Genomic DNA, 20,468 nt, shown 5'->3' on the forward strand with positions numbered 1-20,468 from the left:
GGTAGAGCTCCGTACAGCCGATCATGCGCCGCAACGCGGCCCGCCGCTCCGCCCGCAAGCTCCTCGCGGATGACAGCCGAGGCCTCGGCCTGGAACGGGATGTCTTTTGCCCAGTTCCGGAACGGAGTAGTTCACGTACCGGTGCTCACAGGCGGACCAGCATCTTGCCCGTGTTGGCGCCCTCGAGCAGATCAAGGAACGCCTGCGGCGCGTTGCGCAGACCGTCCACAATGGTTTCTCGGTAGCGCAGCTTCCCCTGCTTGACCAGGGGCGCGATCTCGGCGAGGAACTGGGGCCGCAGCGCGGTGTGGTCGCCTACCAGGAAGCCGCGGATGGTAAGCCGCTGGTGCAGGACCTTGATCATGTTTCGGGGCCCTGGCACCGGTTCTGTGGCGTTGTACTGGGAGATCACCCCGCAGTACGCGATCCGGCCGTTGCGGTTCAGCGCGTCGATGGCCGCCTCCAGGTGCTCGCCGCCGACGTTTTCGAAGTACACGTCGATACCGTCGGGCGCCGCGGCCGCCAGCTGCTCGGCGACCGGGCCGTCCTTGTAGTTGAACGCGGCGTCGAAACCGAGCTCGTCGACGAGATGGGCGACCTTGTCCGCGGAACCGGCGCTGCCGATGACCCGCTTGGCGCCCCTGAGCTTGGCGAGCTGACCGACCACGGAGCCGACCGCGCCCGCCGCGCCGGACACGAAGACCGTGTCGCCCTCCTCGAACTGCGCCTCGATGAGCCCGGCGTAGGCGGTCAGCCCGGTCAGGCCCAGGACGCCGAGGTAGGCGGTCAGCGGCGCAGCGTCGGTGTCGATTTTCACCGCTTGCTCGGCGGGCACCGCGGCATGCGACCGCCAGCCGGCGGAGTGCAGCACGACCTCGCCCTTGGCGAAGGCCGCCGACCGCGACTCGATCACCTCACCGATCGCGCCACCGGGCATGACCTTGCCGACCTCAAACGGCGGGGCGTAGGCCTTCGCTTCGCTCATCCGCATGCGCATGTACGGATCAACGCTCAGCACCAGATTGCGAACGAGGACCCCGCCCTCGCCCGGCTCGGGCCTCTCGACGTCCACAATGGAGAAATCGTCCAGGGTGGGGGCGCCGACCGGGCGCGAGGCCAGCCGGATCTCGGTCGCCGTGCTCATCGTGGAACTCCTTCAACTCGGTTTACTTTCCCCACCCGCAACGCGCCCAAGGGGGCGCGGATTCTGAATGTGTCGCCACGACGTTCACAGCAGACCCACATGTTTCAGGTCGGCGACGTATTTCCGAATCAGCTCGAACGACAGGTGCGGGATGTCGCGGTCATCGCCGATCTTCGCCTCCCGTACCGCCGCGCGGAACCGGTCGGCCGGGATCATCGACCCGGCGACCGGTTGCCCGGGGTGCTGGATGGCGTGCAGCAGCGGCAGCATCGAGTACTGGCGTTGTCGCTCGGGGAGTCCGCGGATCGCGGTGCTGAACCGCGTGAGCCACTCGTCGTAGTCGTCGATGCGGTGGATGTCGTGGCCGGTGTCGATCAGCCAGTCGATGAAGGTGTCGAGGGAGATCCCGTCGTCGTGCGGATTCATCACGTTGAATGTCTGGTACCCGTCGATGTTGCCGGCGCCGAGCGTGTTGATCGCCTCGGCAGTGAACTCGACCGGCAACCCGTCGTAGTGCGCACGCGACCGCCCCCGCACCCCGTGATCCCCGCGGTAGAAGGATGCCGGCGCCACCCCGGTGGCGACGAGACTCAGCAGCAGACGGGTGAACATGTCGGGCACGTTGAGCTGCCCGGCGTAGCGGCTGTGGGCCATGATCAGGTCGGAGCGGAACGTCGACACGGGCAGCCCGCAGGCGTCGTGAGCCTCCCGGAGCACGACCTCGCCGGCCCACTTGCTGGTGCTGTACCCGCTGGCGTAGCCGTCGCCGAGGGTGCGCACCGGGTTCAACTCGCGGACGTCGCCGGTCTCGTCCAGCACCGTGGAGTCGAGTTGCCCGGCGATGCCCACAGTGGACAAATAGGTGAACGGTTTGATCCGGCCGGTGATCGCCAGCCGGATCAGCTCGGCGGTGCCGACCACGTTCGGCCCGAACAGCTGGTCATAAGGCAGCACGTGGTTCACCAGCGCCGCCGGATGCATGATCAGGTCGACCTCGTCCGCGAGACGGTTCCATGTCGCCCGGTCCAGCCCGAGACGATCCTGGCTCACGTCTCCGGCGAGCACTTCCAGGTGTGCCGCAGCCAGGTGTCGGTAGTGGCGAGTCAGGTCGGGGTCGCCGGTGTCGAATGCCGCGTCCAATCGGCGCCGGGCCGCGGTGGCGTCGGCGCCGCGCACGATGCAGATCAGTGAGCCGTCGTGCTCGGCGAGCCGTTCCAGCCAGTCCAGACACATGAACCGGCCGAGAAAGCCGTTGGCCCCGGTCAGCAACACCGTCGCCGGTGCGTGGCCGTCCGGGCGGGGCAGATTCGCGGCTGCGGCGATGGTCTCGGCGTCGAGGAACCGGTCCAGGGTCAGCTGGCCGGCGCGCACCTCGCGGCTGTTCGGGTCGTGCACGCTGGCGAACGTCGGCCGCGTCGCGGCGCCGTCGCGCTGGGATTCCACCTGGTTTGCGATCGTCCGCAGGGTGGTGGCCGGGCTGGTGATCACACCGACCGACACCTCGATGTCGAAAATCTCCCGAAGCAGAGTCGAGAACGACAGCGCGGACAGTGAATCACCGCCGAGATCGCTGAAGCGCGCGTCCGGCTCGAGGTCGACGCTCGCACAGCCAAGCAATGCCTGCGCTGCCGTGCAGACCGTCTCGTACACCGGCCGCTGTGCGCCGTGCTGGCGCAGCGCGTGTAGCTGGTCTGCCTGGTCCTGTGCGAGTTCGACGTACAGCCGCTCCAGTTGCGCCGCATAGCGCTCTTTCAGCCTGGGCCGCAACAACTTGCGAACGTCCGAGAGTAACCCGTTCTGCACGGTGAAAGGCTCGGTCTCGATCAGGAAGTCGCGCGGAACCTCGTAGGACTGGAGCCCGGCATCCTTGGCGATGCGCTGCAACGACTGGCTGAGCAGGGGTTTGAGAGCCGCGACATTGCCCGCCTGGCGCAGGGCGCCGTCGGTGGGCACGATCACCGCAAGGAGGTAGGCACGTTCGCTGCTGCCGTAGACGAAGATCTGTCGGATCAGCGGGCTCGTGGCGAAGGTGGCTTCCAGGCCGGCGACCGCGACGAACTCGCCCTGGGACAGTTTGAGCACGTTGTTTCGGCGGTCGAGGTAGGCCAGCTGGTCGGGGCCGATCTCGGCCATGATGTCGCCGGTCTGGTAGAAGCCGTCCTCGTCGAACACCGAGGCCGTCACGTCGAGCCGCTTGTAGTACCCGGCCATGATGGCTTCGGTCTTTACCAGCAGCTCGCCACGCGGGTACGGGCGGTCGGTGCGGAAGTACCCGAGTTCGGGTACGTCGACGAGTTTGTAGTCGATCACCGGGGGCCGCTGGATCCTGCCGTCGGTCAGTACCAGCCCCGTCTCTGTCGAGGCATAGATGTCGTGGAGGTTTATCTGGAGGCAGGACTCCACGAACGACTTCATCTCGGCCGACAGTAGTGCGCTGACCAAGTTCGCCTGCCGAACCCGGCCACCGAAGAACCGCTCACGCAGGTCCGTTTTCACCGCGGCGTCAAGCTCGTGCGAATCGGCGAACTCGCCCGCGCGCCGGTCGCATTCGCTCTGATACTCCTGGAACAGCATGTCGCAGATCCGCGGCACCAGCCTGATCTGGGTCGGCCGCGCCAGGCCGATGTCCTCGAACAAGGTCGACAGGTCGCTTTTCGCGGTGAAGTAGATGAGCCCACCTTGACTCAACGTGTGGCTGATCAGGTTGCGCCCAGCCATGTGGGTCAGGGGCATGTAGCTGACGCAGACCGGCGGGGCCGGGTCGGTCTTCGGCGCGAGGCGGGCCCAGTACCGGCGCACCATGCGCTCGGTGTATATCGCCCCCTTGGGCGTGCCGGTGCTGCCGGAGGTATAGATCACCAAGCCGATCGGGTCCTCATCGGCGGGCGGCGTGTGCAGGGCAGCGGCCGGCAGCGTGGCGCCGCGATCGACCACTGCGGCAAGCGAGTCGATCACGACTCCGTCGATGGCCGCGAGTCGGTTTCGGGCCGTCTCGAATGCCTCCCGCTGGTCGTCGATCTCGGGGCGATAGTCGAACACGATCAGCCGCGGCGGCGTGGTGGCGACCAGCACCAACTCGACCGCCTTGTCGAGATACTCGATCCCGACCGCGAGCACCCGCGGAGCGGTTTCGTCCAGGATGGTCCGCAGGTGGGCGAGCGACGCGCTGGGCTGCAGCGGCACGGGCACCGCACCGAGCGACAGGCACGCCAGATCCACGGTGACGTAATCACTGCTGGCGAACCCGAACAGCGCCACGATGTCGCCCGCCCCGACGGGTTGGCGCGAGTCGCAGTGCCATTCCGCGGCCACCGCGCGCGCCCGCGACCACAGTTGTGCGTAGCTGGTCGTGTCGAATTCCGCGCGCAGGCGCAACGAGCCACGGCCGGTCACCGGATCGGTCACGACCTCGGTCGCTCGGTCACCGAGAGCGGGCCGGTCGGCATACCGGGCCATGATCGATTCCACCAGGTGCGCGAGCGGCTGCTCGGCACCGTCGCCGATCTTGGGGTCTGACGTCGCCACCGTCACGCGTTGGTCTCCGGACCCTGGCGCACGGCCACGAACATCAGCAGACCGCCGAAAACGATCAGCACGACCGGGGTGAACGCATAAGGCATGAAGGAGCTCAGGGCGAGCAGCCACACCGTGTACAGACCGGGCAGGATCAGACCGAACATGTAGCCGATGCCGTACCCACTGGCTCGTACGGAAGCCGGGAAGCGCTCGTTGAGGTAGACCAGGATGACCCCGAGCGGCGCCGTGGGCAGCACCTTCGCCACCACCGCGATAAGCCCGATCAGCCAGACCGGCGCATCCGCGCGGGCGGCCACGACCATCAGCACGAACGCGCCGCCGACGACGAACGTCAGCACCAGGGCCCAGCGCATCAGCAGCGTCCGCCGGCCGATCCGCTGCGACACCGCGGCCAGCACCATGATCAGGAAGATCCCGCACGTGGAGCTGATGATCTCCACCGTGCTGGACAGCTGCGGGCTCTGGTTCAACACCTGGACCAGCAGCGTGGGCAGGAACGACACCGACATCTGGGTGGCGAACCAGTAGCCGCAGGTGAACAGAAAGACGCTGAAGATCAGCGCACGGTGCGTGGTGAACAGTTCGAGCACCGGCTGCCGCCGGGTGCGGCGCTCGGCGAAGAACGACTCGTCCTCGACCACTCGGCGGTAGTGCCACAGGTAGACCAGTCCCAGCACGAACCCGAGGAAGAACGGGATTCGCCAGCCCCAGCCCAGAAAACCGCTGCGCGGTACCACGTCGAGCAGCCCGAGCAAAAGCAGGTTGATCACCAGGAACGAGCCGGGCGCGCCAACCGCGATGAGCCCAACGACCCGGCCACGCCGGGAGGGGCGCGCCTGCTCGAACGCCAGCGAGATCGGTGCGGCGTACCCGCCGGCGAGGAAGATCCCGCCGATCAGCCGCAGCACGGCGAACACGACGATCGCTCCGTAGCCCCAGGACCCGTACCCGGGCAGCAGGCCGATCAGCAGCGTGATGATGGTGAAGCCCCAGCCGCTGATCATGGTGACCGGTTTGCGGCCGATGCGGTCGGACAGGTTACCGAAGATGACGCTGCCGATGGGGCGCCCGATGAGGCCCACGGTGAACAGCAGCGTGGTGAAGGTCGCGCGGATCTCCGGTGGCAGGTCCGCGGGCATGAAGTACGCCATGGCGGCGGGAAGCACCAGCGCGGGCAGGTAGACGTCGAAGCTGTCCACGAACATCGCGAACGCGCCTCCGCGAGCGGATCGCCGTTCGTCGGCTTCGGTGATCACGGTGGGGGTGTCGGACATCGCCAATTGCCAAACTCCTGGTCAATTCGTCTCAGGGCCGGTCCGGGACGGCGCTGTGGATCACCCTATGGCGCGATGCGCGACGAAAAGACTCAAAAGGGTAAATTAATGTGGTCGATCGGCCAACAAACCGGTTCGACCAATCACCGCGCCACGCCGCGAGACAGCCACCGTCCACCGCACCAGAGGCATTCGCCGCCGCGCAGCAAATACACCCATGACTCGCCGACGCGTACCAACTCAGCTCTGAAGAAAGGCCCCAGTGGGAAGCGGCGCGCACCGATCAAGTCCGCCTGGTGCGATTCCGTGATTTCCACACCGAGTCCTACGGTGCGCCTTCACAGGCACTGACCTGCAAAGACCCTTCCACTGGTGGACCTCGTGAGAGCTCACTCGAACCCAGAACCACACTGGTCCAGCCCAACCTACGCTCTCCGTGAGCACCCGCCACCCATTACGTGGAGGTTGGGGGAGCTTATTACAACACAAAAGACCAGGTCACAGCGCTAGAAGCACTGCGGAAGAAGCTGCCGGACCCGAATACTCCCGCCCAACCGACACCTGAGCGAGCTAAGCCTGGCCGCCCGGCAGCTCGACGGCGACCAGGTGCAGCAACTGATCGAGGGCTACAAGTCCGGCGCCACCGTCTACGAACTGGGTGATCAGTTCGGCATCGAGCGCCGCACCGTCAGCGCGATCCTCCACCGCCATGGTGTCCCGATGCGCCGACGCGGCCTGTCCGAGGAGCAGATCGACGACGCGGTCCGGCTCTACAACCAGGGGTGGTCGCTGGCCCGGATCGCCGCACGCATGGATGTCGCCGCCGGCACCGTGCGCCAGCGCTTGCACGAGCGTGACGTCCCGATCCGCGACACCCAGGGGCAGCCTCGGGCAGGTGACACCCGATGACCAGCACGCCATCCACATCCAGCGCTCGTCCCGATCGATCGCTGCACCTGCAGTGCGCCTGCACTCTCCTCGTGGCAGTGGGCGCGGCCTATGTCTCCTACCGACACGGCCGCGAGTTCGCCCTCCGCTTCGGCGCCGACGAAACCACCGCCACCCTCTGGCCACTCATCGTCGACGGCCTCTTGACGATGGCCACCATCGAACTCTGGAAGGCCAGCCACCGTCATTTCGCCACCGGGCGGTGGAAGGCGTGGCTGTCGTTTGCCCTCGGCATCGGGTTGTCGCTGTGCGCCAACATCGCCTCCGCGCCCGAGCTGAACGCCTTCTCCATCGCCGTGGCCGCCTGCCCACCGCTCGCGCTGCTGCTGTCGGTCGAACTCCTCAACCAGGCGCTCAAGCGGCGCCGCGCGGAGACCACGAATGAGATCATTCCCGAGGCCAAGGAGACCGGACTATCGCAGCCTGATTCGGCGGCCCCGGGCAGGGACAGCCAGACGCTGGAGACTTCCGCAGAGACTGCAGATATGCCAGCGTTGCGCACGGTTGTGAACAACATGCCGGGTCACAGCGTCGACTCCACCAAAACAGACTCAGGGATAACGCACGGCGAGGGCTATGATCCCCTACGCGAAGAGGCATACCGGCTCGACGCCGAACACTGGAACCTCTACCAACGTCCGATCTCCGCCGACACACTTCGCCGGAAGCTCAGCATCGGCTCAACACGAGCCCGTGCCCTCACCCACTACATCCGCCAGCAACGCCACCCCGGACCGGTGATGGCGACAGTGGAATGAGCACCGGACCAGTGGCGGGATGCCATGCGCCCGGCAGCCCACCGCACCGGCCGAATGGCCGCTACTGAATCCGGGGTGATGTTCGAGGGCCATCTGTCAGCGTCGTCACCCGTACTGTCGGTCCCGAGCGCTACCGTCAGAGCATGGGTGACGCTGGCAGCCAGGGTGACGCGCCCTTGCCCGAGACCGTCCGCAACTTGCCCGTGGACGAGAAGAACACAGCACCGGAGACTGTCGCTCGCTATGACTACCAGTACGAGTGTGTTGCTCTGACCGTATTGCAACGAATGTCCAGTGACGATCTTCTTGGAGTCGTGCTCGAACGCACAACGGATGCAGTGTTCATTCTGATGCTTGACAACGACCGGTGCCCGGCAGACTCGTGATCTGCCGGGCACCGTGATCCGCTCACAGCCGGTGAGTGGGTGGCTTTCGGTTCCGGTGCGGCGGAACCATGACGGGCTGCCGAGGACCCTCACCCTCGGCGGCAGCCTTGCCAGCCCTGACCGGATGCGCCCGTGGTGCGGACCTCCGTCGCAGCAGGGTGCTGCGGCGATCGGGTGCCCGGGGCCGTGAAGGCCCTGGGCCGAGTGAGGGCTACCGGCTGCTGGTGACCATGTGTTCGGGCGGCCAGCCTGTCAGGACGCGCTGGACGTTCTCTCGGACGACGTCGAGGAGGCGGTCATTGGCCGTGACCGTGTCGCCCGCGATGTGAGGTGAGAGCAGGACGCGGTCGCAGGCGAGCAGGGGACTGTCCTGCTTCAGGGGTTCATCGGCGAACACATCGAGAGCCGCTCCTGCCAGGTGGCCTGCGGTGACCGCGTCGGCCAGAGCCTGCTCGTCGACGACGCCGCCCCGTCCGGCGTTGATGAGCAGGGCGCCCTCGGGGAGGCGGTTCAGCTCGTCGGCTCCGATGAGACCCCGGGTGGCGGGAGTGAGGGGCAACTGGACCGAGAGCACGTCCGAGCGTTCCAGTACCTCCTGCTGGGACACATAAGCGGCTGCCGTCTCGGCTTTTCTCAGGTCGTGGTAGAGCACGGTGTCCACGATCGGAGTGAGCCGTTGTGCGATGGCATGGCCGACGTTGCCGAATCCGAGCAGGCCGACGGTGAGAGTCGACAGTTCACGAGCCGGAGAATGGTCCGGCCACTGCCCCTTCCTGATCTGGGCGTCGCGCCAGTGCAGGCCGCGCACCAGGCTGTAGAGGGCGGCGACGACCCAGTCGGCGACAGCGTCGCTGTTGTAGCCGGCGGCGTTGGCCACGGTGACGCCTGTCTGCGAGGCAGTCGGCACGTCGATGGTGTCGTATCCCACGCTCGGCTGTTGCACGAAGGCGCCGGGTGCGAGAACCGCCAGGAAGTGCCGGTCGAGGACGGCACGGTGCAGGAGATCTCCGATCACGACCGTGGCCCCTGTACAGGCCGCCTGGAGGTCCCGCGGGCCGATGGTGGGATCGACCATGCGCAGCGTGACGTCCGGCGGGAACCAGCCGCGAACCTCGGTCTCGTCGAACGGGGACAGGCAGCACACGAGCCTGTTGTCGGAGGTGATCTGTGCGTTGTCGGCGTTCACGGTATGTAGCTCATGACGTGTTTGATGCGGGTGTATTCCTCGATGGCGTAGGCGGAGATGTCGTTGCCGTTGCCGGAGTGCTTGTAGCCGTTGTTGGGCATCTCCGGAGCGATGACGAGGTGGCAGTTGATCCACACCTTGCCGAAGTCCAGGGCATCGGTGACACGCAGGACGCGTTCGTGCTGGTGGGTCCAGATACTCGCGGCCAGACCGAAACGGACACCGTTGGCCAGTTCGACGGCCTCGGCCTCGCTGCTGAAACGCTGGACGGTGACGACCGGGCCGAAGACCTCCTCCTGGATGATCTCGTCGTCCTGGCGGACACCGGTCACCACGGTCGGCTGGAAGTAGTAGCCGCCGTCAGCACGGTCGGCCTTGCCTCCGCAGTGGACGACGGCGTGTTCGGGCAGACGCTCGAAGAAGCCCTCGACCTTGGCGAGATGAGCCGCACTGTTCAGCGGACCATAGACAGCACGGGTGTCGTGCGGCGGCCCGTAGTGCGTGGCCTGTGCATGCGCCACTAGCGCCTCCACGAACGCGTCATAGACAGCATCGGCCACCAGCACACGGCAGGCCGCCTCGCAGTCCTGCCCGGCGTTGAAGAACGCGGCCGACGCGATCTGCTCGGCGGTCGTGTCCACGTGCGCGTCCTCGAACACCAGCACCGGCGCCTTCCCGCCGAGCTCGAGATGGATCCGCTTGAGATCACTCGCGCCGGCCCGGGAGACCTCGATCCCCGCCCGCTCACTGCCGGTCACCGAGATCAGAGCCGGCACGGGATGGTCGACCAGCGCCCGGCCGGTGTCCCGGTCCCCGACAACGACGTTGAACACCCCCGGCGGGAACAGCGGACCGATCAAGGACGCCGCCAGCACCGTGGAGACCGGCGTCGTGTCCGACGGCTTGAGGACCACCGTGTTGCCCGCCGCCAGCGCCGGACCGAACTTCCACAGCCCCATGTTCAACGGATAGTTCCACGGCGCGACCTGCCCGCACACACCCAAAGGCTCACGCCGCACCAACGACTCGTACCCCGTCGCGAACGAGCCCGCGGCCAGCCCCCGCAGATCACGCGCCGCAGCCGCATAGAACCGCAGGTGATCGATGATCGCGGGAAACTCCTCCTCCGCCATCACATGCCGCGGCTTGCCCGTGTTCAGACTCTCCGCATCGACCAACTGCTCCTTGTGCGCCTCCAGGATGTCGGCCGCCCGGAACAGCAGCAGACTCCGCTCCCCCGGCGTCGTCCTGCGCCACTGGGCGAACGCCTCCCGCGCACTGCGGCACGCGAAGTCGATGTCTGCCGCATCCGACAACGGCGCCTCCAGATACGCCTCACCCGTACTCGGATCGATCACCGGCGCATACCGGCCCGACCGCGGAGCAACCAACTCACCGTTGACGAAATTCTGCAAACGCTCCATGACAACTCCAGACCTGCGGCCACCCACCGGCAACCACAACAGAGAAACAGGCTCGGGTCAGGCCGCTGCCAGTCCGGCCTCGGCGACCAGTCGGCTCAGCTGCTCCTGCTTCTCCGGGGGCAGCGGGCTGTACGGGCGCCGGGGGCGCCCGAGGTCGATGCCAGCAGCGGCTGCTGCGCCCTTGACGCAGACGCTGTAGCCCTCGCGGTCCAGGAAGTGCATGACGTTCCACAGACGGCGGAAGATCTCGTCCGCCTTGTCGTACTGTCCGGCGGCGGCCAGTTCGTAGATCTGGACGCACTCGCGCGGTGCGAAGTTGGGGGTGCCCCAGATGGTGCCCGTGCCGCCGGCGGCCAGGCCGGGCAGAACGATGGTATCCCAGCCGACGAAGGTCGTAACCCGGCCCTTCATGTTGATCATCAGGTCGAGTGCCTGCTCCAGGTTGCCGGTGGTGTCCTTGACGTACTGGACCGCGTCGGTGCGTTCGAGGAGTTCCTCGTAGAAGCCCCGGTCGAGGTTCATGCCGGTGACGGAGGGGAGGTTGTAGACGACCACGGGAACGCCGGCGGCGGTGCCGATCTGTGTGAAGTACTCCATGACTTCGTCGCGCGTCGGTGCCTCGTAGAAGGGCTGGACGGCCAGCACGGCTGCGGCACCGTGCTCGGCGGCGTGGCGGGAGAGCTCGATCGCCTCGGCCGTGCTGGTGGAACCGGTGCCGGGAACGACGGGAACTCGGCCGGCGGCCTGGTCGAGGGTGATCTCGGTGACCCGCTTGCGTTCGTCGAGGGTGAGCGCGGCGAATTCGCCGGTGCTGCCGCACGGGACGAGGCCGTGGATCCCGGCGTCGATCATCCGGTCGACGTGCTCACGCAGCCCGGCCTCATCGAGGCCGCCGTCGTCGGTGAAGGGGGTCGAGAGAGCTGCGAGTACACCGTGCAGGGGGGTGGTCACGGAAAGTGCTCCGATCAGGTGAGGTGGGACTGCCAGGGGATCTGACGAGGAGGGCCGGTCAGGCCTCGGTGGAGAGAGTGGTCAGCTCGGCGAAGCGGCTCGGACGGCGCCGCCGCAGGTACTCGGCTCCGAGGAGGCCGGCCACGAAAGCGAGGGCGATGATGCCGCCGATGACGATGGCGTTGGCGGTGCCGCCGACCAGGAGGGGGAAGTTCGCGATCACGAGCGCGAGGACCGCAGCGAGTCCCAGGAACGAGAGGGCGGGGGCCACCACCGCGCGCCAGGTACCCGGCCGTGCGGGGTTGTTCCGGAAGAACCGGACCACGGCGAGGCTGGTCAGTGTCATCAGGGCGATCAGGCCGAGGGTGGAGGCTCCCGACAGCCAGGTGTAGGTCTCGGCGATGGGGTCGAGGCCGAGTGTGAGCACGGTCGCGATCACCGAGACGGCGGACACCACGAGTGACGATCTTGAGGGAGCCCGGTGGGTGGGGTGAACCTCTGCGAGCTTGGCGGGCAGCAGGCCGCGCTCGGCCAGGGTGAACTGGTAGCGCGTGACGACGTTGTGGAAGGCCAGGACCACGGCGAACAGGCTGGTGGCCAGGAGCAGCTGCATGATGTCGCGGGCTGCCGTGGCGACGTAGACCTGGCCGAGGTCGAGGGTGAAGTTCTCGGGGGATGTGCCGGCCAGCGCGACGGCCTTGTCGGTCCCGACGCCGACGATCATGAACCAGGAGGCGATGCCGTAGAAGAGGCCGATGAACAGCACCGAGATGTAGGTGGCACGGGGGATGGTTCTGTCAGGGTCGCGGGCTTCGTGGCGGAAGACGGCGGTGGCCTCGAATCCGATGAAGCTGAAGATGGCGAACATCAGCCCGAGGCTGGGCTTTCCGGTGGTGAGCTGGCTTGTGGAGAAGGGTTCGCTGCTCATGCCGTGGGCTCCGCCGCGGATGCCGATGGCCACGGCGACCACCACGATGATCAGTGACTCGCACACGAGGAGCAGTCCGAGGACCTTGGAGCTGAGTTCGATGTCGCGGTATCCCAGGGCGCCTGTGACTCCGAGGCTGGCGAAGGCCAGGAGCCACCAGGGCAGATGCACGCTGGTGTAGGTGGCGATGACGTTGGAGACGGCGACACCCGCGTAGGCGTTGACCCCGATGAGCAGGACGAGGTAGGAGCCGACCGCCAAGGCGGCTGCGGCGGTGCCGAGGTGACGGCCCAGTCCTGCCTGGATGTAGGAGTAGAACGCTCCCGCGTTCGGGACGTGCCTGCTCATCGCTGTGAATCCGACCGCGAACAGGATGAGGAGGACGGCCGCGATGAGGAAGAACAGCGGGGCGCCGACGTTCTGGCTGGCGGAGGTCATGACCGGCAGCAGGCCGGCCACGGTGCCCAGCGGTGCAGCGGCGGCCACGACCATCAGGACGACGGAGAAGACTCCAAGCCCGCGGTTGAGGAGCTCGTGCTGATCTGATGTTGCAGTTGTTGTGCTGGAGGGCTCGAGGCTTCTGGACATGGCGGACCTCACCTAGGCACTAAACGTAGTCTTCAGGATCGATATGCGCTCCTGCGATGCCGCCCCTGTCTCCGTATGACAGGGGCGAGCCCGAGGATGTAGTGGGGGTGTCGTCGGTTGCGTGCGGCCGGTTACGGGGCGGCCGGGGCGATGCGGATCATCTTCTTGTTGACGAACTCGTCGATGCCCAGGGTGCCGAGCTCGCGGCCGAACCCGGAGCGCTTGACGCCGCCGAAGGGCAGTTCGGGGGCGTCACCGCCGACGATGTTGATCCACACCATGCCGGCTTCGATGCGGTCGGCCACGCGCAGTGCCTGCTCCTCGTCGGTGGTGAAGACGTAGGAGCCGAGCCCGTAGGGGGAGGCGTTGGCGACGCTGACGGCTTCCGCCTCCGAGGAGACCCGGTAGACGACCGCGACCGGCCCGAACAGTTCCTCGGCGGAGAGGTCATCGCCGGGCTTGACCGCGGTCAGGACGCCCGGCGAGACGTAGTTGCCGCGGCGCTCGCCGCCGGCGAGCTTCGCGCCCTGGGCGACGGCACGCTGCAGCTGGTTCTCCACCCGGTCGGCGGCGGCAGTGGAGGAGAGCGGACCGACCTCGGTGCCCTCTGCCGTCGGATCACCCGCGGTGATCGCGGTCAGCCGGGCCGTGAGCCGGTCGGTGAAGGCCTCGAAGAGGTCGTCCATCACGATGAACCGCTTGGCGGCGTTGCACGCCTGTCCGCCGTTCTCCAGCCGGGCGGCGACCGCGGCCTCGACCGTAGCGTCGAGGTCGTTCGTGCTGAGCAGCAGGAAGGGGTCGGATCCGCCCAGCTCCAGGACCACCTTCTTGAGGTGCCGGCCGGCGGCCTCGGCGACCGCGGCGCCGGCGCGCTCCGAACCGGTCACCGAGATCCCCTGGATGCGAGGGTCGGCGATGAGGTCCTGCACCTGGTCGTTGTCGGCCATGACGACGGTGTAGGCGCCGTCGGGGAAGCCCGCGTCCCGGTAGATCTCACCGAGGGCCAGCGCCGACTGCGGGCACTGCGGTGCGGGCTTGAGCAGGACGGTGTTGCCGGCCGCCAGGTTCGGGCCCGCGAATCGGCTGACCTGGTAGTAGGGGAAGTTCCACGGCATCACGCCGAGCAGTACCCCGACGGGAGAGCGCCGCAGGAGTGCGGAGCCGGCACCGTCGGCGAGGTCGATCGGCTGATCGGCCAGCATCGCCGGGGCGTGGGAGGCGTAGTAGGCGTAGATGTCCGCGCAGAAGTCGATCTCGCCGAGGGCCTGGTCGCGGGGTTTGCCCATCTCCGTGACGAGGAGGTCGGCGAGCTGCTCGCGGCGCTCGGTGTGGAGCTCGCCGACGCGGCGCAGCAGAGCGGCCCGGTCGGCGACCGAGGGCGCGCCGGCCCAGTCGCGGTACGTATCGTCGGCCTGCTGGACAGCGGCGGACAGCTGCTCGGCGGTGATCGTCGGATAGCTCTTGCCCGGCTCGTCGGTTGCCGGGTTCACAACGGCGTACATGTTCAGGGTTCTCGCTTTCCGTGACCGGAAGAAGGGGGGGACGGGTCGCTTCAGGGCTGGGCGTTGACGAGGACCGTGCGCAGGGCACGCCCCGCCTTGAGGTCCTCCAGCGCCTCGACCGCTTCGCTGAGCGGGCGCCGGGCGGAGATCAGCGTCTCCAGATCGAGTTCGCCCTCCGTGTAGAGGTCGACGAGAGCGGGGATGTCGCGGCGCGGGTCGATCGATCCGTAGTGGGAGCCGATGATGCGGCGGCTCGACTCGGACAGGGCCAGGGGGTCGAAGCGGGCGGTCGTCCCCTCCGGGGGCAGGCCCACGACGACGGCCGTTCCGCCGATGGCCAGGGCGGCCACGGAGGCCTCGGTCGTCGAGGTCCGGCCGATGGCGTCGAAGACGTAGTCGAGACCGCCGGGCACGACGTCGCGCAGGAGTTCGGCCACGTCGGCGCCTTCGGCGCCGGCATCGACGGTGTCCGTGGCCCCCAGCCTCTTCGCCACCTCAAGCTTGTCCGGGTTGACGTCGACGGCGACGATCCGGCCCGCCCCCGCCAGACGCGCGCCCTGCACGCAGGAGAGGCCCACACCGCCGCAGCCGATGACCGCGACGGACGCACCGGCCGGCACAGCGGCCGTGTTGCGTACGGCGCCGACGCCGGTCGCCACGCCGCAGCCGATCAGCACGACGGCGTCGAGAGGGGCGTCGCGGCGGATGCGGATGGCGCCGGACTCGGGCACCACGACCTTCTCGGCGAAGCTGGAGACGCCCGCGAAGTGGTGGACGGCCGATCCGTTCCGCGACCAGCGCGTCGTTCCGTCGTAGAGCACGCCCTTGGTCTCGATGACCTCGACGACCTGCTCGCACTGCCAGGGACGGGAGTTGTTGCACTGGCGGCAGGAGCCGCACTGGGGCATCCAGGTCAGGATGACGTGATCGCCCTCCTCCAGCGACGTCACGTTCTCCCCGACGCGGGTCACCACTCCGGCGCCCTCGTGGCCGAGCACGACAGGCCGGGGGACGTTCCATTCACCGAGGGCCACATGCAGGTCGGAGCCGCACACGCCGGCGGCGGCGATGGTGACCTCGACCTCGTTCGGCCCGGGGGCCGCGAGGTGCAGCTCGGTGAACGACGGCCCGGAAGCCACCTCGTCCAGGACGACCCCACGGACAGCGGTTCCAGTGGCGGACTGCGACATCACGAGATTCCTTTCGACGAGCTCAGCGACATTGCTGCGGTCACCGCGCAAACAGCCGGGCAGGACCGGGACACGATGTCCTGGGCTGCCGCTAAGGTGAAAGGAACGTAACGATGGGGCGCATGAAGGGCAACGAATGTGACTGCACATCGCGACAATCGGAAAGAAAATTCGAGCATGAGCCTGGCGCGAGAGCCCGCGCCGAAGGATGTTTCCCTGGACGAGCTGGATGAACAGATCCTTTGGGAACTCTCACGAGACGCGCGCATTCCCAACAACACGCTGGCTGAGCGGCTGCACGTGGCGCCGTCGACCACACTGAAGCGACTGCGGCGACTGCAGCAGAAACGCGTGTACCAGAGCGCTCACGCGCAGGTGCACTACCCGTCGCTCGGGCTGCCGATCCAGGCCATCGTGTTCGTCCGGATGCGGGTCCAGGCCAGGCACAGCATCCGTTCGTACGCCCAGCGGGCGATCATGGAACCGCAGGTGCTGAACATCTTCTTCCTTGGCGGAGCCGACGACTTCCTCGTCCACGTCGCCGCGACCTCGACCGAGCAACTGCGCGACTTCGTGGCGGTCCACCTCAGCGCGGACCCCGCCGTCGTCTCCACGCAGACCCACATCGTCTTCGAGCACCTCATCGGAAACCAGCACATGGGCCACGTCGCCGGCTACGAAGAGATGCGACGGGACATCGACGGAGACGCCTTCGACAGATGATCAGAAGACTTCCGGTTCGATGCGCGTCACAGAGGGGCGGGATGGCGGCTGAGCGCTACGACGGCAAGGGCGAGCCCGATCGGCAATACCGGCCGGCCGAGCTCGCGGGTCCCTGGCACCCAGGGTCTTTGCGTGAAGTGATCTTGTCCGGTTTTATCCGGTGAAGCCGAGGAGGGCCAGGGGCCGGCGGTAGTCGCGGGCCGCGTGGCGGAGGGCGGCTGCGATGTTCTTCTGGCCATCTTGCCGGTGGGGGCCGATGGCCAAGTTGCGGAGATTGGCCATGGTGCGGGGCAGTTGAGCGGTACGGATCTTGGAGTCGTCCTCGCGGAAGGTCTGGTCGCGGACGTGGTGAAGGAGGTTGTCGGGTAGGACCGGCGGGTTGCCCCGCCGATCCCCCCTAGTAAGTACCGGTAGTGGTTGATCCGGAGTTCATTGCGCAGAGTCTCCTTCTCGTGAGTGTTCGGGTTCTGGACCAGTTGCTATCGAGGAGGATGCTGTGCCTCATGTCAGGGCGCTTACGCGCGGTGATCGTCGTCGGAACGAGCGGCTGACCCGGTTGCGATCGATCGTGCGCCGCGAGTTCGCGGTGGTCGCGGTCGATCTGGCCTCGGCCAAGCAGGCGGCGGTGGTCGCCGATCACGATTCGCAGGTGCTGGGCCGACGCATGTTCAGCGGGGATGCATGGGTGATCGATGACATCCTGGACTGGGCCGGGCCGGTCGCCGCCAAGGCGGGGTTCGCCGGTGTGGTGCTGGGCTGCGAGCCGACGGGGCATCGCTTCAAGCCGCTGCTGGACCGGGCCCGCGCTCGCGGAGTTGAGCTGGTATGTGTGAACCCGATGCTGGTGCACCGTGGCCGGGAGGAAGAGGACTTCACCCGCGACCGGTCGGACTTCAAAGACGCCACGATCATCGCCAAACGCGTCGCGGAACTGCGCTGCTACGTGCCCTATGTGCTGGAGGGGCACTGGTGCCGGTTGCGGCATCTGGGGGCTCGCCGTGCCGATCAGCTTGTTGCCGCGGGGTCGGCCCGGCAGCGTTTGCGTGATCTGCTGGAGTGCGCCTGGCCCGCGGTGCTTGCCGTGGCCACCGATCCGCTGGACGCGCTGACCTGGCGGGCGGCCATGTCGGTATCCACCGACCCGGACCGCATCGTCGCGATGGGCTTGGACGCCTTCGCCCGGGCGGTGCGTGAGGAACTGCCCCGCTGGGGCGGCATCCGCCGCAAGTGGCGCATCCTGCGCGCGATCTTCGACGCCGCGCACGCACCGGGCGGGGTTGTCACCGAGCGGGCCGCGGCCTGCGAACGCGCCGCCTACGCACTGGATGACTGGCACCATGACCCTCCACCCAAGCTCGTATGAGGGCTGTTGGGACAAACCCGGTTGTTCGCTAGGTCGAGCACGGAGGGTGAGCGTCGGTCCCCGCCAACGCGGCCAGTCGCACCAACCACCAGATCACAACCCATCATGATCAACCCCGCGCACCCGCGGGGACGCTGCCACACGCCCACAACCGGAAACATCACCACTTGACTTCGCCCTCATAGGCTGCTGGTAAGGGCCGCAGGTGACCCGGCTGGGGTGTGTCCGCTGCGTCGACGGTTGCCCAACCGGCCGACCAGCGCCCGCGACCTCCCGCTCGGCAGCGGGCTCGCGGGCTCGAAAGGTGCGCTCATGTGCCCCGACGAACCCCACGCCCAGCACGCCTCGACCGATGGAGGCGAACACGAACCCGGCAACGTCGCCAAGTTGCCCCACCTCGACGACAGCGCCGGCGTTACGGTTCCGACCGAACCCCAGCCGCGGGGCAACGCCAGCGCCTCAGCCAGGAAGACGCGAAGGCGAGGCAACGCCCGCCGGACCGGCCAGAACCTGGTCGTTCGCGGTGTCCGCCGCGATCCACCAGATATCCACAAGCTCGCGCAAGTGGTCGCCAGTCTCGCGGCAGAGATGTTGGAGGACGAGACCGACAATGAGCAACCGGCACCGGCCGACACCCACGCATCGGACAGCGCAACGACGGATGATCAGAGAAAACACCGTCGAGCGGCGTAGTTTCGGGCATTGCCCTTCAGTCGACACTGACACCACACCGAGCACACCGTTACGCAGCACCCGTAAGGAGCTCTGACGATGCCGCACACGCTGCCGCCACGACATGCCCGCCACCGGGCAACAACGAGTCCGAGCGGTCCGGAATCGGTCCGGATCGGGATCTACACCCGGTGGCCTTCGGCGAGAGAGGACGACTTTTTGCAGTCCTATGTAGAGTCTCAGCCCGGCTGGCACACAGTCATGCGGTGTTTCGACGATGCGTCCGGCGGCACGTTGGCTCGGCCCGGACCGCAACGGGTTCTGGACGCCGCACGCGCCGGATTGCTCGACGTCCTACTGGTGGACAACGTCCACAGCCTGTCCCGCAAGGTGCGTCACCTGCACTTCCTGCTCGGAAAGCTGGACTCGTACGGCGTGGCCTTCCACCCGGCCCTCGACCGCTCCTTCGACACCTCAACGCCCGAGGGGCGGTTCCAGGTTCAGATGCTGGGCTCTTTTGCACAGTTCGAGAAAGCAGGAGTATTTGAAGATCGCCGTGCCGCACGAGGCTCCAGCACCAGGTCAAGCAACGGGTGTTCGCCTGTGCAGGGCCTCGGCCGCTCGGCCACTGTCCGGCCGATCAGCCACAGCGCCGCTACCAACCAGTGAGCCGTTGGACGAGATCCCTTTACTCAGAAGGAATCACGAAGGGCTGCCATGACCAGCGCATACGCTGACTCCTACGACGAGTTGCAGCAGGACATCGCTGTTCCTGTCGAGCACCCCGCAGACGACGTGGAACCCGGCACGCGAGCGGTGATCTACCTACGCGTGTCCTCGGCCGGGCAGGTCAAACGGGACTATGACCCCGAGGGCATCTCCATCCCGGCCCAGCGGGAAGCGTGCCTGCGCAAGGCGAAAGACCTCGGTGTCACCGTCATCGACGAGTACGTCGAACCGGGCCCTACTGCCACGGAGATGACCAAGCGTGAGGCATTCCAGCGGATGCCGGCACGCGTGCGCGGCCAGGGCGACGTCGATTACATCATCATCTATCAACTCTCCCGAATGGCCCGGAACCGCTACGACGACGCCATCGTCATGGCCGACCTCCGCAAGCGCGGCGTCACGCTCGTCTCCGCCACCGAGTCCATCGATGACTCGCCCGTCGGGCAGCTCATGCATGGCATCCTGGCGACCTTCAACGAGTATCAGTCACTCCAGTCCGGTGTGGACATTGCCTACAAGATGGGGCAGAAAGCCCGCAACGGCGGCACGATCGGCCGCGCACGGCTGGGCTACCTCAACCACATCGACCACTCCGAAGGCCGCGTGATCCGCACCATCGTCGTCGACGACGAACGGGCCCCGCTGGTACAGCTCGCCTTCGAGCTCTACGACACCGGGGACTACACCCTCGCCGATCTGGCCGACGAACTCCACGACCGCGGCCTACGCACCCGCCCCACCGCCAAGCACCCGGCGAAGAAAGTCTCGATCAACAAGCTCTCGCAGATGCTGCGCGACCGCTACTACCTCGGCTACGTGACCTACCAGGGCGAGGAAATCCGCGGCCGGCACGACCCATTGATCGACGAAGACCTCTTCGACCGAGTCCAGGACCGGCTCAACTCCCGGACCGCGGCAAAAGAACGCCGCCGGGTGCACCATCACTACCTCAAGGGCTCGGTGTTCTGCGGTCGCTGCCGCCGCGCCGGGATCACCCAGCGGATGATCATCCAACGCACCGTGAACCGGCACGGCACCGAATACCTGTACTTCTTCTGCCGCAACAAGCGTGACGGCACCTGCCAAGCGCCCCACGTCCATGTGGACCTGGTCGAAGACGCCGTGGAACGGCATTAGACCAGTATCCGGTTCACCCGGCGTTCAT

At 67.1% G+C, this 20,468-nt stretch carries 16 protein-coding genes; 7 read left to right on the forward strand and 9 right to left on the reverse strand.

Annotated elements, in window-relative coordinates; genetic code table 11:
- Positions 1-145 precede the first annotated feature (145 nt).
- The 3 genes from BJ970_RS05820 to BJ970_RS05830 form a co-directional block, all read right to left on the reverse strand.
- On the reverse strand, positions 146-1,144 hold the full coding sequence (locus BJ970_RS05820; protein WP_184724731.1) for an NADP-dependent oxidoreductase: 999 nt from the start codon (positions 1,142-1,144) through the stop codon (positions 146-148).
- 84 nt (positions 1,145-1,228) lie between these two features.
- The gene (gene car, locus BJ970_RS05825) at positions 1,229-4,675 is read right to left on the reverse strand and encodes a carboxylic acid reductase (protein WP_312864134.1); all 3,447 of its coding nucleotides are present in this window, start codon (positions 4,673-4,675) and stop codon (positions 1,229-1,231) included.
- Positions 4,672-5,955 (reverse strand): MFS transporter, encoded by a 1,284-nt coding sequence (locus BJ970_RS05830; protein ID WP_246470729.1) that lies wholly within the window; start codon positions 5,953-5,955, stop codon positions 4,672-4,674. Before BJ970_RS05830 ends, car begins: the two co-directional genes overlap by 4 nt.
- A 606-nt stretch (positions 5,956-6,561) precedes the next feature.
- Here BJ970_RS05830 and BJ970_RS05835 point away from each other — a divergent pair.
- The 3 genes from BJ970_RS05835 to BJ970_RS05845 all read left to right on the forward strand — a co-directional run bounded on the left by BJ970_RS05835 (position 6,562) and on the right by BJ970_RS05845 (position 8,047).
- Positions 6,562-6,864, forward strand: coding sequence for a sigma-70 family RNA polymerase sigma factor (locus BJ970_RS05835; RefSeq protein WP_312864135.1), 303 nt, complete (start codon positions 6,562-6,564; stop codon positions 6,862-6,864).
- Positions 6,861-7,661 carry a DUF2637 domain-containing protein gene (locus tag BJ970_RS05840; RefSeq protein ID WP_184724737.1) on the forward strand — a complete coding sequence of 267 codons (801 nt, stop codon included), beginning with the start codon at positions 6,861-6,863 and terminating at the stop codon, positions 7,659-7,661. The genes BJ970_RS05835 and BJ970_RS05840 overlap by 4 nt, the downstream gene beginning before the upstream one ends.
- A gap of 143 nt (positions 7,662-7,804) precedes the next feature.
- A complete protein-coding gene (locus BJ970_RS05845) occupies positions 7,805-8,047 on the forward strand; it encodes a hypothetical protein (RefSeq protein WP_184724740.1) in 243 nt (80 codons plus the stop codon).
- A gap of 211 nt (positions 8,048-8,258) precedes the next feature.
- Here the strand turns inward: BJ970_RS05845 and BJ970_RS05850 are convergent, their stop codons facing one another.
- The 6 genes from BJ970_RS05850 to BJ970_RS05875 form a co-directional block, all read right to left on the reverse strand.
- A complete protein-coding gene (locus BJ970_RS05850; RefSeq protein ID WP_184724743.1) occupies positions 8,259-9,233 on the reverse strand; it encodes an NAD(P)-dependent oxidoreductase in 975 nt (324 codons plus the stop codon).
- On the reverse strand, positions 9,230-10,657 hold the full coding sequence (locus tag BJ970_RS05855; protein ID WP_184724746.1) for an aldehyde dehydrogenase family protein: 1,428 nt from the start codon (positions 10,655-10,657) through the stop codon (positions 9,230-9,232). Before BJ970_RS05855 ends, BJ970_RS05850 begins: the two co-directional genes overlap by 4 nt.
- A gap of 57 nt (positions 10,658-10,714) precedes the next feature.
- Positions 10,715-11,608 carry a 4-hydroxy-tetrahydrodipicolinate synthase gene (gene dapA / locus BJ970_RS05860; protein WP_184724749.1) on the reverse strand — a complete coding sequence of 298 codons (894 nt, stop codon included), beginning with the start codon at positions 11,606-11,608 and terminating at the stop codon, positions 10,715-10,717.
- A 58-nt stretch (positions 11,609-11,666) separates the two neighbouring features.
- Positions 11,667-13,124, reverse strand: coding sequence for an APC family permease (locus tag BJ970_RS05865; RefSeq protein ID WP_184724752.1), 1,458 nt, complete (start codon positions 13,122-13,124; stop codon positions 11,667-11,669).
- A gap of 131 nt (positions 13,125-13,255) precedes the next feature.
- Entirely contained in the window at positions 13,256-14,626 is a 1,371-nt protein-coding gene (locus BJ970_RS05870; RefSeq protein ID WP_221467052.1) for an NAD-dependent succinate-semialdehyde dehydrogenase, read from the reverse strand.
- 50 nt (positions 14,627-14,676) lie between these two features.
- Entirely contained in the window at positions 14,677-15,816 is a 1,140-nt protein-coding gene (locus BJ970_RS05875; protein WP_184724755.1) for a zinc-binding dehydrogenase, read from the reverse strand.
- 177 nt (positions 15,817-15,993) lie between these two features.
- Between BJ970_RS05875 and BJ970_RS05880 the strand changes: the two genes are divergently transcribed.
- From BJ970_RS05880 to BJ970_RS37640, 4 genes are all read left to right on the forward strand, one after another.
- Positions 15,994-16,539, forward strand: a complete 546-nt coding sequence (locus BJ970_RS05880; RefSeq protein ID WP_184724758.1) for an Lrp/AsnC family transcriptional regulator — start codon at positions 15,994-15,996, stop codon at positions 16,537-16,539.
- A 496-nt stretch (positions 16,540-17,035) separates the two neighbouring features.
- Positions 17,036-17,902: an IS110 family transposase gene (locus BJ970_RS05885; protein ID WP_184724761.1), complete on the forward strand. Its 867-nt coding sequence runs from the start codon at positions 17,036-17,038 to the stop codon at positions 17,900-17,902.
- Positions 17,903-18,673: 771 nt separating this feature from the next.
- Positions 18,674-19,243 (forward strand): recombinase family protein, encoded by a 570-nt coding sequence (locus BJ970_RS05895; protein ID WP_184724767.1) that lies wholly within the window; start codon positions 18,674-18,676, stop codon positions 19,241-19,243.
- A gap of 48 nt (positions 19,244-19,291) precedes the next feature.
- On the forward strand, positions 19,292-20,440 hold the full coding sequence (locus BJ970_RS37640; RefSeq protein ID WP_246470731.1) for a recombinase family protein: 1,149 nt from the start codon (positions 19,292-19,294) through the stop codon (positions 20,438-20,440).
- The last annotated feature ends 28 nt before the right edge of the window (positions 20,441-20,468 follow it).

The organism is Saccharopolyspora phatthalungensis (assembly GCF_014203395.1).
Classification (GTDB): Bacteria; Actinomycetota; Actinomycetes; order Mycobacteriales; family Pseudonocardiaceae; genus Saccharopolyspora; species Saccharopolyspora phatthalungensis.

Coding starts and splice junctions, on each gene's coding strand:
- BJ970_RS37640 (WP_246470731.1), top strand. CDS start 19,292: ATGACCAGCGCATACGCTGACTCCTACGACGAGTTGCAGCAGGACATC.
- BJ970_RS05865 (WP_184724752.1), bottom strand. CDS start 13,124: ATGTCCAGAAGCCTCGAGCCCTCCAGCACAACAACTGCAACATCAGAT.
- BJ970_RS05895 (WP_184724767.1), top strand. CDS start 18,674: ATGCCGCACACGCTGCCGCCACGACATGCCCGCCACCGGGCAACAACG.
- BJ970_RS05840 (WP_184724737.1), top strand. CDS start 6,861: ATGACCAGCACGCCATCCACATCCAGCGCTCGTCCCGATCGATCGCTG.
- BJ970_RS05855 (WP_184724746.1), bottom strand. CDS start 10,657: ATGGAGCGTTTGCAGAATTTCGTCAACGGTGAGTTGGTTGCTCCGCGG.
- BJ970_RS05830 (WP_246470729.1), bottom strand. CDS start 5,955: ATGTCCGACACCCCCACCGTGATCACCGAAGCCGACGAACGGCGATCC.
- BJ970_RS05880 (WP_184724758.1), top strand. CDS start 15,994: ATGAGCCTGGCGCGAGAGCCCGCGCCGAAGGATGTTTCCCTGGACGAG.
- BJ970_RS05875 (WP_184724755.1), bottom strand. CDS start 15,816: ATGTCGCAGTCCGCCACTGGAACCGCTGTCCGTGGGGTCGTCCTGGAC.
- BJ970_RS05820 (WP_184724731.1), bottom strand. CDS start 1,144: ATGAGCACGGCGACCGAGATCCGGCTGGCCTCGCGCCCGGTCGGCGCC.
- BJ970_RS05845 (WP_184724740.1), top strand. CDS start 7,805: ATGGGTGACGCTGGCAGCCAGGGTGACGCGCCCTTGCCCGAGACCGTC.
- BJ970_RS05870 (WP_221467052.1), bottom strand. CDS start 14,626: ATGTACGCCGTTGTGAACCCGGCAACCGACGAGCCGGGCAAGAGCTAT.